This is a genomic window from Meiothermus sp. (genome assembly GCF_026004075.1).
Lineage (GTDB): Bacteria > Deinococcota > Deinococci > Deinococcales > Thermaceae > Meiothermus.
This window is the reverse complement of record NZ_BPIK01000001.1, coordinates 892,911-905,170: the sequence shown is the minus strand read 5'-3', so window position 1 is coordinate 905,170 and position 12,260 is coordinate 892,911. Positions and strand designations below refer to the sequence as shown.

Here is a 12,260-nt window from a genome sequence, read left to right as displayed (position 1 = left end):
AGATGGGCATCCGGAAGGCATAAAGCCCCGCCAATCGCGGCTGTTTCTTTGCTGAACTCAATTTTATGCGACTAATTTTGCTGATTGCAGCTGCGTTTCTCCTTCAAGGTTTCGTATCCGGGCTATTGGGTGAGACCGTCCCGCCACCCGATCTAATTTATCTAGCCACCCTGGGAATAGTTGCTTCTGTATCGCCTTTTTTGGGCTTACCGCTGGCTTTTGCGGTGGGCTTATTGCAAGATCTGCTTTCGGCGGGGTACCCCGGCCTACATGCGGTGGGCTTATTGCTGTCCGCATATGCCTACTACCGGCTATCGCGCCTGGTGCACTGGGACGAACTGGCTGGGCAGGCAGTAATTCTTGGAGGCAGCTTTGCAGCCAAATGGCTGGGCATACTGCTGGTAGCTCTGTGGCTACGGCTTGGGGAGTTCAACCCTCTCACCCTTTGGTCGGTTATCGTACCGGAGATGGTGTTGACGCTGATAATCGCGCCCTTTGTGCTTCAGGCGTATCGACAGCTTATGGGCCATAACCAGTAGGAGTGTCGCGTGAACAGCCGGATCTGGATTCTGCTAGGGGTCTTTTACCTTTTGCTGGTGCTATTTGCAGCCCGTCTATGGCAGCTCCAGGTAGTGCAGTATGAGCAGTACGCTACCCGAAGCCAGGGCAATTATCTACGCACCGAAACCACCCTGGCTTCAAGAGGTCGCATTCTTGATCGCAACGGTCGGATCATCGCAACCAACCGGCTAGCGGTAGATTTGCTGTACTTAGGCGGTGAGGTGCTGTTCAAGGAGCGGATCCTCGCCCTCACCGGACTCAAAGAACTCCCCGAGGCCAAGAATGGGCCGGTCGAGTTAATGATCAACGTCCCCGAGTCACTGATTCCTACGTTGGCTGAGCTTTCAGCAGGCGAGCCCAACCTGAAACTGCTCGAGCGTATCGAACGTATTTATCCCAATCCAATTGCGGGGCCGGTCATCGGTTATACCGCCCTACCCAATCAGGAGCAACTAAAAGAAGGCTACGAACCAGAGGAATTGGTGGGGGCTTCGGGCCTCGAGGCCGCCCTGGAGCAGCAGCTGAGGGGAATCAAGGGGCTGGTGTTGGCCGAGGTCAATGCCAGAGGCCAGCGGGTGCGATTCGAAGAAATTAGAGAACCCCAGGCAGGTACCGATGTTTATCTCACCCTGGATCTGGATCTGCAAAAAGCAGCCGAGCAGGCCTTACAGGAAGCTGCTGCGGACATCAATCGTATCCGGCAGCGCTATGGGCTTCCCCTGGTTCGCCAGGCCAAAGGCGCCATCGTAGCGCTTGACCCGCGCAATGGAGAGGTTTTGGCCATGGCCACAGCCCCCGCCTTCGATCCCAATCTGTTTGGTCGCAGGCCACGCCCAAACGATAAAATCCGCGAGTTGTTTAGCGATAAGGATCGCCCTACCCTGAACCGCGCCGTCAACGCCTATCCGCCAGGCTCCACCTATAAGCTAGTAAGCTCGAGCATGGCTTTAGAAAGCGGCTATGTAACACCCAACACCACCTTCCGTTGTAGCCCCTACATTGTTTTTGGGGGTATACGGCGTAACTGGGCTCGAGTGGATATGGGCATGATGACCGTTAAAGAGGCCATCGCGCAAAGTTGCAACACCTGGTACTACCAGGTAGCGATGCTCGACCCCATCGGTATGGTGAACAAGCTGCACAAGCGAGCCCTCGAGCTCGGCGTGGGTCGGCCTACGGGTCTGGAAATTGGCGAGCAGAGCGGGATTGTGCCCTCGCTGCAGTGGAAGAAAACGAACCTCCCCCACGACCCCCGCTGGTGGCCGGGCGAGACTCTTTCCATCATGATTGGGCAGGGCTACAACAAAGCCACCCCGGTACAAATTGCCCGAATGCTGGCGACCATCGCCCAGAATGGCCAGCAGCCCGAACTGCATCTGGTGCGGCGAATCGGCAATCAGGAGCTGCAGCGTCCCATCACCACCGTATCCGGTCGGTTCTGGAAAGAGCTTCAGGAGGGAATGCGCAAAACCGTGACCTGGGGCACCGCTCGGCACGTGTTGGGGAATTTCCCAGTGGCAACCGCAGGTAAAACCGGAACAGCTCAGAATGAAACCCTTACCCCAGGCCTCGAGCACGCCTGGTACATGGGCTACGGGCCGGTAGACCCCACCGACCCACGACCCCCGCTGGTAGTGGTGGCCTTCTTCGAAAATGGTGGCGAAGGCAGCGGTGTGGCGCTCCCGGCGGCTCGAAAAGTTATGGCCGCGTACTGGAAAGTCGGGCAGCCTTTCGCTGAGCAGTAAGCCCCAGCACCAACGCAGCAACTCGCTCACCGCTCATCGCCACTGCCGGCACCGACTGGCCTGGAAAGATGGTCTCCCCCACCCGCCAGAGGTTGGAAAAAGGGGTTCTGGGGCTCGGGGTACGCAGAGGATGCACCTGCGGATACCCTCCCACCCAGCCATCCTGCCGCCGGGTGTAGAACTGGTAGGTGCGTGGGGTAGCCCCCAAGATCAGCGCCGCCGATTCCCTAAAGCCCGGAATCAGGCGCTCAACCTGGCGCACCACCCGTTCCTGCCAGGCCATTTTCTGAGCCTGGTACACCTCTTTAGAAAGCCCTTGCCAGTCGGCCAACCGGGTATGCACTGAAGCAGACAACACCCGTATATCTGGTGAACCCCGCAAGGTATCGCCCGGGTCGGACAAGCTCAAAAATACCCAGTCACCCTCGCCAGCCCACTGCCGGTAATAGGCCCCCGGCGGAACCGCCGACGCAGGAATCGCCGCATGCAGCACAAATGCCCCCCAGCCATCGTGAGGTGGAGCCTGCTTTACTGCACCGGGAATCAGGGCGGTCAGATCACCCGGAGTGAGGTTGGCTATGAAAAGGTCGGCCTCGAGCACCTCCCGCTCCCCCCGCCGACGCCCGCCTAGTACCACCTCGACCGCCGCCAAACGCCCATTTCTAATTCGCAGCTTGTCCACACGATGACGATAAAGCACCCGGCCACCGTGCCGTACCACTGCCTGGGCCAGGGTTTCCGCTACGGCCCCCATGCCCCCCTGCGGCATCACCGGGCCGCGGTGGGGTAGATCCAGGGCGGCAGCTCCAAACAGCGCATAGGTATGCCGGGCATCGGCCTGAGAAGCAATCAGAAGCTGTGCGTCCAGGAAACGCCGGAAGCCTGTGTGGGACGGGGCGTAGGCCAGGGTAGGCCGCACCAGGTCGGCCAGGAGGCCCAGCAGATCGGCTCGGTGTTCCAGAGCCCAGGAAAATCCTCTTTGGGTCAGGCTTAGCAATTCCGTTGTGTTGGCGGGTGGAAATGGCAAACCCTGGGCTATCTTCCACAAGGCCAGCGCCCGTTTTTCCTGCCATCGCCAAAAACCCTGTACGGGTCTGCCAAAAGCAGCCTGCTGGGCTTCCAGTTCGTAGGTACGGCCCACCGGGCGGGTTACCACCTTTCCGCCAGGCAGCCAAACCTCCATTAGGGGTTCACCTGGAGGCAGTCTGCGCACTGGAAAACAAGCCCCCAGCTGGCGCTCCAAGCGAGTAAAAATTCCATCTTCGTCGAAACCGGCCAGCAGGGTAGCTCCAGCGTCGAAGCGGAAACCTTGGTGCCAAAAGGTTCCCGCCAAGCCCCCAGGATAGGTGTGGTGTTCCAAAACCGTAACCTCGAGGCCCGCTTTCGCTAGTAGAGCAGCCGCGGTAAGTCCACCCACGCCCGCTCCAATAACCACAACCCTCATACCCACCTATGCAAGCCCATACCTTAGCGTTTTAATCCACGCACATAAGCCAGCACCGTATCGGCATCACGAAAAGCGTTTACATTGCGCCATATGCGCTCGATACGGCCCTGGGGGTTCACCAGGATGGTATCGCGGTTGTAAAACCCAAACAAACCACCCACCTTGAACAGCCGGGCCAGACTGCCATCCCGGTCGGGGAGCATGGCCCCTTTGAGGGCCATTTGTTCAATGAAAGCACACTGTTCGGCAGCAGGATCGGCGCTCACACCAAAAATTTCCACACCCAGCTTTTCGAACTCGCTGTATAGTTCTGCATAACGCTTACCCTGAGCGGTACATCCAGGCGAATTGGCTTTGGGATAAAACCAAAACAGGAGATACTTTCCTTCCTTAGCCATGGCCGCTAGATCTACCGACTTGCCATAGGCATCTTGTATTTTGGGCAGATTAACTGGATCGCCGGGCGCTAGGGCTAGTACCGGAGCCAGCAGCAACAGTACCCACAAAAAATGCCGCATGACTAAAGTTTGATGGCAAATTGTGCCATCGGCTGTAGGCTAGGCTTCATCTTGTGTCAACTCTGCCTGCACTACCACGCTCCGAGCAATGAGAGACGCTTTTTCGGCGAGCATCCTGGGGGGTGTGTTCTGCTTCGGCAAGCTCAGTGCCATGAGGATGGCGGCTTTTTAATGAAGCGCCGTCCGCCTACCGCATCAGATAGGTTGCATCTCCGTCGGAATCGCACAAGCAACTTTGCCTCGAGCACACCTGCAAATATTTACAAACCTTTTGGGTCAGTGGCAGGCTGGGCCGGTGCGGGGGCCTCGAGGTTGGATATCCTCGACTTCAGATAGTCCAGCACCACCTCGGCGTCGCGGAAGGGATTGACGTTGCGCCAAACTTGCTCGACCCTGCCCTGGGGGTTGATTAGAATGGTATCGCGGTTGTATAAACCCAACAAGGAGCCTAGGCCCAGGAATCCCCCCACTCCAAACGCCCGACCCAGCCGGCCCGACAAATCGGGGATCAGGCCGCCCTCGAGCGCCAGTTTATCCATAAAGTCGCACTGAGCCGAAGCAGGGTCTCTGCTCACGCCAAACACCTCGGCACCCATTTGCCGGAAGGCCTCGTGTAACTCCGCATACTTCTTACCTTGGGCCGTGCAGCCGGGAGAGTTGGCTTTTGGATAAAACCACAACACCACATAACGCCCTTGTCGCACCAGTTCAGCCAGGTCTACAGTTCGCCCTAAGGCATCCTGTATTTGCAAAAGCGGGGCGGAATCACCGGGTTTTAGCATCATAGGCCTAGTATCTATTCTTCAAGCAGAACTGGCTGTAGGACAGCACAACATTGGCCTCGAGGTCAGGCCTTGTGGAAAAAAGTGTCCTACCAGTCTCGGTTGCTTCATTGACGAGCGGTCAAGGAAGAAGAACATCCTCTTGTTGAAGTTATACGCATTCCAACAGTATCGTTCACTTTTGAAAGCCTAAATAATACTGCCGAAATGCTTTTCTACTCCCTTCGGTCGGTTTGAATCCTCCACCTCTGACTGCGCATGGCGGTGAAGGATTCAAGCGGAAACGGAATTATTTGGCGACCGTCTTTTTGTCACACGCCTCGGGCCGAGCGGCTGGCGGACGCTTCGGCTTTGGCGTGCAAGGTATTGTGCCAGATGGCAATTCCGCGCAAGGGGGCATACACTTCTAGGCTGGGCAGTGCCTGACCCCCCAGCTTGATGCGATGAATTTTGGTACCGCCCCGCCGCATGGCGTAAATGGTATCCTCCAGCACCACCATCTCCACCTGACTGTTGGGGTCCTCACCCTCGGCCACAGGCAGAGGCAGCGATTGAAGCACCTCGCCCTCGAGGGAAAGCTTGCGGATTTTCTGGCTGTCCACATCGTAGATCAAAAGCTCCTCTTGTGGCGTCAGGCCCAGGCCACCCAGCAGGCGTAGCTCTTGCGACTCCCGGCTCTTGCGGAAGGCGTAACGAGAAATGTACTGCCCCTTATGGTCGAGGCGCTGCACCTGGCGATTGCCGTAGTCAAGCACGAAGATGTGATTTGGGCTGCTTAGCAAGACTTTTGGCGAATCGAAGGTACCCCGGCCCGGCCCGGCACCACCAAAACGACCCATGGGGTTGCCCTCGAGATCAAAGCGGGTAATGGTGCAGGCTTCACCGTCCAGCACCAGCAGGCCATCTGGCATAGCGGCCAGTGAAACCGGATAAAGTAGCTCCCCCAGCTTCATACCATAAGGCGCTATCGAGTGGGTGATTTCGCCTTCTACATCGAAGCGGTGCAGTAAGCGCACTGCCCCCCCACCATACTCAAACAAGCTGATCCAGAAGCCTCCATGTTTGTCCACAGCCAGGGCAAGCGGTGGAGATGGGAACATACCCCGCCCACTTCCCACCCCACTCCACATCCGCATGAGGGTACCATTCAGATCCATCAGTCGAAGGGTGCCTTTTTTTGTTTCGACCGCCAAGGCCAGGTAAGAAGGAGCCGCAAGGCCCGGGTCTTCCTCCCATTTACCACGCAACACCTCCAGCACCGATTCGAGGCCGGGACGCTTTTCGGGGTCTTTCTCCAGCATCCGGTAAATCAGGTCGGAAAGCACCTGGGGAATCTCGGGGTTGACCTGCTTAGGGGGTGTAGGCATCTGGGTGATCTGCTGGTGGATGACCGCTTCATAGGCGCCCTGGAATGGGGGCTGTCCACACAGGGCTTCGTAAAACACCACCCCCAGGCTATAGATATCCGACTTGTGATCAATGCGCTGGCCTTTGGCTTGTTCGGGACTCATGTAGACCGGGGTTCCAATGCGGGCCCCGGTAATGGTCAGACGGGTCAGCACCTTGCCTGCGGCAATCCCAAAGTCCATCAGGCGAACCCCACGTGGATCTACACTGCCATCGTCGCGCAGAGCATTTTTGAGCACCATAATGTTGCCGGGTTTGATATCGCGGTGAATGATACCCTGAGCATGAATGTGCTGCAGGGCCTCAGCCACCCGACCCATAATCTGCACGATGCTTTTGATGGAAAGGCGCTTGTTTTCAATAAGACGGTCAAGCCCTTCCCCCTCGAGGTACTCCATGGCAATGTAATGAGTATCACCTTGGTTGCCGTGGTCGTAGACCTTGACGATTCCGGGGTGATCAAGGTGGGCTAGCAGTTCAGCCTCGCGGTGGAAGCGGCGCACAAACCGAGGGTCGCCCACGTATTTTTCTTGGGGAATTTTGAGCGCAACCAGGCGCCCATCTTTTTTGCTTCGGCCCTTGTAAACGGTAGCCATACCCCCAATACCCACTTTTTCCTGAATCTCATAGAGGGCCTCGAGGCCAGGAACATTGTTCCCTGTGGAAGCCTTTGCTTTTTCTTTGGGTTTTCGGGAAGCCGGTTTGGGCCGCGGCTTGAAGTTAACCCGGGTGGTCTTGGGCAGCCACATCGCCCCCAACCCCAGAGCAAAAGCGGTTGCCAGCACCCAGAGCTCGGCCCCCAGCACGCCCAAACCCCCCAGCAGTAAAGCCAGCACGGCCATCATCGGCCAGGTGCGCCCAAGGCGCAGCATCAGGGCCGTGGAAATAGCAACCAACAATAAAGCCAGCAAGTAACTCATCTGAACCTCGCCGCTACTACCGTGATATTGTCGGTGCCACCGCGCATCAGTGCCTTGGCCACCCAGCTCTCCAAGGCCGATTTAAGATCCCCGGTAATGTTCCACTCCTCGGGGGGCACTAGCCCGTACAAGCCATCGGTTGCCAGCACCAACACCTCGCCAGGGGCAAAATTGACCGAGATGATGTCGTGTTTAACATCCGAAAGCCCCAGGGCCTGGGTAAGCATATGCTTCCAGGGGTGGTCTTCGGCTTGTTCGGCACTCAGCACACCCTGGCGCACCTGCTGAGCTACCCAGGAGTGATCCTGCGTTAAAAGCGTCCAGCGACCCGAGGAGTATCGGTAGGCACGGGTATCTCCTACGTGCCCGATCACAGCCTGCCGGTTCCATTCGGTTAGCATCACGGCTGTTAGGGTGGTGCCCATACCCTTGCGCGAGGGCACCCGCTCACCTTCTTGCAAAATTCGCCTCTGGGAGAGCTTGAAAGCCTTGTCCATGACCAGGTTGAGGCTGACGCCAGGGCGACCTGTTGCTGCGTGCTCAGCATACGACTTAGCCGCCGAGCTAACCCCCTCGATGGCCAGTTTACTGGCCAGTTCACCCGCCTCGGCCCCACCCATACCATCGGCCACGGCCAGCAACACCAGGTTTCCAGCCGGGGTCGGATGTACTGCCACACGATGAAAATCTTCGTTGTTCCGGCGACGCCGACCAATGTTGGATTCTGTGGCAATTTCGAGCCGTGCCAATCGCATGACACCTTATAATACCGTTTGAATGAAGGCAGGCTTGGTTGAATTACTCGAGCTCTATGAATACAAGGTAGATGACCTTGTAGCAGGCAACGAACCCAAGGGGGGAATGGCCGGCCTAACCCGTTTGCGACAAACCTTAATTCAGGCCAACCTGCCCGGCCCCCTGGCCAAGAAGTTTCGCGACATCGACGGACGCTTTAAGGCTCATCGGCCTGGCTACAAAACCGTCGTAGACGAAAACGTTCCAGATCTCAGCGCAATTCTGGTTGAAGATGAGGGGGCTTCGTTTAGCCCCGAACGGGAAGCCCTGGATAAGCTGGCCGAGGCAGTGTACTGGAGCCGTCTAGATCGTGATCTGCTTCGTGTAGCCAAGGCGCTTAACCAGGGCAAGCGCGATGAACTCCGCATGGCCTATGCCATCCTGCAAAACCTCGAGGCCTATTCCAAAAGCCCCCATTTTTCCCAGGACTACAACCTCTCACGCTTCACGCTAGCCCACCCCATTCCGGGCGTCTCAGACCCCAGGGTTCACCTCGATAACCTAACTATCGCTAAAAATCTACTCCTCGAGCTGTTTCGTGAGGCTTTCGCTCTTTCCAACAAACTCAAGCTGCCGCAAGAAGAAACGGTACCTTATATCAGACGGTTTGCTCGACGGATACTGGAAAGCGAAGGCTCGCTCCGCACCAGCACCCGCGGGCCCAGCCTCGAGGCCCTGCGCCGGGCGCTCGAGGAAGCCCATCGCCAAAACCTGAGCGTTGGCGAGATTCGAGCTCTAGAAGAGCGCCTGCACAATGCCGCCGCCGAGGAGCGACGCATGGCTTTGGTCATGGAAGAAGACCGGGCGCGCTTCTCGGCAGCTATCGAGCACCTGATCGCTTTGCTCACCCGCTACCTGCCCAGTCCTATGGGAGAAGCAAGCTGGCCGCAAATCCCTCAAAAAATTCTGGGTAGCCAAAATCCCGAGTACGCCCTCGAGGCTGTTCCGCGTGAGGCCAGAGCGCTCAATCTTCGCCTGATGCCCCAGCGCTTCTATTTCTGGAACCACGAGGTAGGCATCTCACAAGCGGGGAAAGTTTTTGGTATCAGCGTAGCGCAGCAGGAACGAATCATCGAGGAGGATGCAGCCTTTAGCCTAACTCTACCCGACGCCGAACTGCACGTGGTTCGGTACAAGGACTATCTCCACCTTCGCATTGGTCCCCGGGAAGCCGCAAGCATATCCAGCCTGCTGGCCGAAGGACGCGTCCTCGCTTATCTAATGTGGCCCGAACACCACTTTGCTTACCTGCGTCTGCTACGGGCCCTTTCAGCACGCCTCAAGGGTGAGATCAACTATGCCCAGTTTGGCCCGGAGTCGGCCAACAAATACGGCGAGGCGCCGATAGACAACCTCCAGGATTTTGCCCGCAAGGGCCTCGAGGTGGTTCGGGGGCGCATGGAGCGTAACCCGCAGTGGACAGCTCGCCTGGCCGAAATAGCGCAGATGCTAGGGCTCGAGGACTATGCCCAGGTACTGCACCGTGAGCTAAACGAGTGGCTGGGCTTCAGCCCGCCTTCCCGCGATACTTTGGGCGATGTTAACTCGACCACGGTTGGCGATAGCCCTAGCACCATTAAAGCAGGCAGCACCGTGCTATCGCTGCGCTATCAGGACGATAGCGTCTACGTTTCATCCACCGGCCTAATCCCGCGCAAGCTGCAAGACCTCTTGGTCTGGCGGGTGCCCGAAGGCGGGTTGGTGCTGGCTCGAGAAGGCGCACGGGTAGCCCACAGCCTGGTTGCTATCGATCCTATCCGTGAGGTTTAATCTTGAGACTTCGGCATTCGCTCCTGGGTTATTATCGTTGCAACCGCTCGCCTAAACCACGTTTATATTTACTACTCGTTGTTGATTCCATATCATAGGTCAACCTATGTGGAGCGCGCTACAGCACCCAGCATTTCGATGGCTCTTTGTATCTACCTTGTTTTCCTTTGCAGCCAGCAAAATTCATCGCATTGCCCTACTGTTTGTGGCCTACCAGGAAACCCAGAATGCAGTCTGGATCTCGCTCATCCTGGGTGCACAGTTTTTTGCAAGCGCAGTGCTGGGACCGTTAATGGGCCCGCTGGCCGACCGCTACGATCGCCGCACTCTCATGGCAATTTCCAATCTGGCTCGAGCCGTGCTGGTGGCTGGCATTCCGCTTTTCGCCATGGATTCGATGCCGATATTGATGGCGATCTCCTTTCTAATGGCTGTTTTCGAAGCACTATACAACTCGTCCAGCAACAGCGCCATTCCCGATATGGTGCCCGAATCGGCACTTGATAGCGCCAATGGGCTGATGATGTTCATCCAGCGTTTTTCTGAGATCGCCTTTGTAGCGCTTGCAGGTACTTTGGTGGCTGCTGTGGGCCCCGTACCAGCCTTCTGGATCAACGTTCTATCGTACCTGATTGCCGCCGGGTTCCTTATTTTTCTGCCTGTGCTCTCGGGCAAAGCAGGCAGGGGCAGTTATTTTAAAGCCGTGGCCGAAGGCATTCAGCCGTTGTGGCAAAACCCCGTGCTCAGTCGCACTATTGGAACCTTAGCCCTGGCAGCCGCCTTTGGCTCGGTAGAAGGCGCTCTGGGCATTGTATATGCTGTGGGGGCACTGAAAATCGGTGTGCAAGGCTTCGGTGTACTCGAGGCTCTGATGGCCGCGGGGGCCGTGCTGGGGTTATGGGTCACCATGCCGCTCATCAAGCGCTGGACGCGGGAGGTGGTGTTCATACGCAGCCTGGCCCTGTGGGGGATTGTTTTCGCCTCCTTAGGGTTGTTTCCCAACCCCATCTGGGCCGGTATTGCCACCCTACTGATGGGCCTGCTCAATACCATGTTCATCGTCCCTGCTCGCTCAATTATTCAGCTATCAGCCCCGGTCGAGTTGCGGGGGCGCATCATGGCGGCTTTTGGTGCTACCATGCAAAGCGCTGTGCTACTCGGAACGCTTCTGGCCGGACTCTTGGAACCGCGTCTGGGGGTACTAACCGTATTGTGGCTGTCGGGCTTTACAGTATTCCTGGTGGTCTTCACGGTTATTTTGCGGGGAGGCATTCCCCGTCCCGTAGCAGAACGTACACAGGCATAGTTCACCCACCTCTTGTCTACACCTAAAGCCTATGTAGGTGTGATAATAGAGAAGTTGTTGCGGAGGAAACAGATGAACATTCAAAAACTCATGAAGGAGGCCCAGAAGGCCCAGCGAAAAGCAGCAGAGGTTCAGGAGCGCCTGGGGCAGATGACGGTAGTAGGCAGCGCAGGCGGGGGCTTGGTAGAGATCACCGCCAACGGGCATGGGCAGATTCAAGGTGTCAAGCTCAGGCCCGAGGCCGTGGATAAGGACGACCTCGAGGCCCTGGAAGACTTGCTCTTGGTGGCTATTCAGGATGCCCAGAAAAAAGCCCACGACCTTTCGGAAAAAGAGATGAGCCGCGAGCTGGGCGGCATTGGTAATATGCTGGGCAACATGTTCTAACGGTATTCCACAAACAGCGGTAAATCTTATGCGCTATCCTGAAAGGCTCCTCAAGCTCGTTCGCGCCCTGGCAGGTCTGCCGGGGGTGGGGCCTAAGAGCGCACAAAAGCTAGGACTATTCTTGGTACAAAACCCCGATGTGGCGGCGGAGCTACAAAGCAGCCTGCAGGCTGCACAAGCCCTGCACCCCTGCCCACGGTGTGGCAATCTGGCCGAGAGCGAATTGTGCCCCATCTGCGGCGACCCCGAGCGGGATACATCGGTAATCTGCGTGGTTGAGACCATCTCGGATCTGATGGCTATCGAGCGCAGCGGCGAGTACAATGGCCTATATCATGTGCTGGGCGGGGCCTTGAATCCCTTGGAGGGCGTCGGGCCAGAGCAGCTTAATCTGGAAAAACTTTTTGCTCGCCTGGAAGGTGTTCGTGAGGTGATCCTGGCAACAGGAATGACCGTCGAGGGTGAGGCCACTGCAGGTTACCTGGCCGAACGCTTGAATCAGCAAAATATTCGCTCGACCCGGCTCGCTTACGGCCTGCCGGTAGGGGGCAGCCTCGAGTACGCCGACGAAGTTACCCTGGCTAGGGCGCTGGAGAACCGGCGCGGATATCAGTAAAAGGCT

At 57.3% G+C, this 12,260-nt stretch carries 11 protein-coding genes; 6 read left to right on the top strand and 5 right to left on the bottom strand.

Features of this window, described 5'->3' with window-relative positions; genetic code table 11:
- Positions 1-65 precede the first annotated feature (65 nt).
- Both mreD and Q0X18_RS04370 read left to right on the top strand, forming a co-directional pair.
- Positions 66-539: a rod shape-determining protein MreD gene (gene mreD / locus Q0X18_RS04375; RefSeq protein ID WP_297559090.1), complete on the top strand. Its 474-nt coding sequence runs from the start codon at positions 66-68 to the stop codon at positions 537-539.
- Between the two features lie 9 nt (positions 540-548).
- Positions 549-2,306, top strand: a complete 1,758-nt coding sequence (locus Q0X18_RS04370; RefSeq protein ID WP_297559088.1) for a penicillin-binding transpeptidase domain-containing protein — start codon at positions 549-551, stop codon at positions 2,304-2,306.
- On the opposite strand, the gene Q0X18_RS04365 is transcribed toward Q0X18_RS04370, so the two are convergent.
- The 5 genes from Q0X18_RS04365 to Q0X18_RS04345 form a co-directional block, all read right to left on the bottom strand.
- Positions 2,260-3,750, bottom strand: coding sequence for an NAD(P)/FAD-dependent oxidoreductase (locus tag Q0X18_RS04365; protein WP_297559086.1), 1,491 nt, complete (start codon positions 3,748-3,750; stop codon positions 2,260-2,262). The genes Q0X18_RS04370 and Q0X18_RS04365 overlap by 47 nt on opposite strands.
- Before the next feature lie 23 nt (positions 3,751-3,773).
- On the bottom strand, positions 3,774-4,271 hold the full coding sequence (locus tag Q0X18_RS04360; protein WP_297559084.1) for a peroxiredoxin: 498 nt from the start codon (positions 4,269-4,271) through the stop codon (positions 3,774-3,776).
- 260 nt (positions 4,272-4,531) lie between these two features.
- Positions 4,532-5,056 carry a peroxiredoxin gene (locus tag Q0X18_RS04355; RefSeq protein ID WP_297559079.1) on the bottom strand — a complete coding sequence of 175 codons (525 nt, stop codon included), beginning with the start codon at positions 5,054-5,056 and terminating at the stop codon, positions 4,532-4,534.
- 308 nt (positions 5,057-5,364) lie between these two features.
- Positions 5,365-7,380, bottom strand: coding sequence for a serine/threonine-protein kinase (locus Q0X18_RS04350; protein ID WP_297559074.1), 2,016 nt, complete (start codon positions 7,378-7,380; stop codon positions 5,365-5,367).
- Positions 7,377-8,135, bottom strand: a complete 759-nt coding sequence (locus tag Q0X18_RS04345) for a PP2C family serine/threonine-protein phosphatase (RefSeq protein ID WP_297559071.1) — start codon at positions 8,133-8,135, stop codon at positions 7,377-7,379. Before Q0X18_RS04345 ends, Q0X18_RS04350 begins: the two co-directional genes overlap by 4 nt.
- 22 nt (positions 8,136-8,157) lie before the next feature.
- On the opposite strand from Q0X18_RS04345, the gene Q0X18_RS04340 reads away from it, so the two are divergent.
- The 4 genes from Q0X18_RS04340 (at position 8,158) to recR (ending at position 12,254) form a co-directional block, all read left to right on the top strand.
- The gene (locus tag Q0X18_RS04340) at positions 8,158-9,945 is read left to right on the top strand and encodes a hypothetical protein (RefSeq protein ID WP_297559068.1); all 1,788 of its coding nucleotides are present in this window, start codon (positions 8,158-8,160) and stop codon (positions 9,943-9,945) included.
- 106 nt (positions 9,946-10,051) lie between these two features.
- On the top strand, positions 10,052-11,251 hold the full coding sequence (locus Q0X18_RS04335; RefSeq protein ID WP_297559066.1) for an MFS transporter: 1,200 nt from the start codon (positions 10,052-10,054) through the stop codon (positions 11,249-11,251).
- A 72-nt stretch (positions 11,252-11,323) separates the two neighbouring features.
- Complete coding sequence (locus tag Q0X18_RS04330; protein WP_297559063.1) at positions 11,324-11,638, top strand: YbaB/EbfC family nucleoid-associated protein; 315 nt, start codon at positions 11,324-11,326, stop codon at positions 11,636-11,638.
- Positions 11,639-11,666: 28 nt separating this feature from the next.
- Complete coding sequence (gene recR / locus Q0X18_RS04325) at positions 11,667-12,254, top strand: recombination mediator RecR (protein WP_297559061.1); 588 nt, start codon at positions 11,667-11,669, stop codon at positions 12,252-12,254.
- The last annotated feature ends 6 nt before the right edge of the window (positions 12,255-12,260 follow it).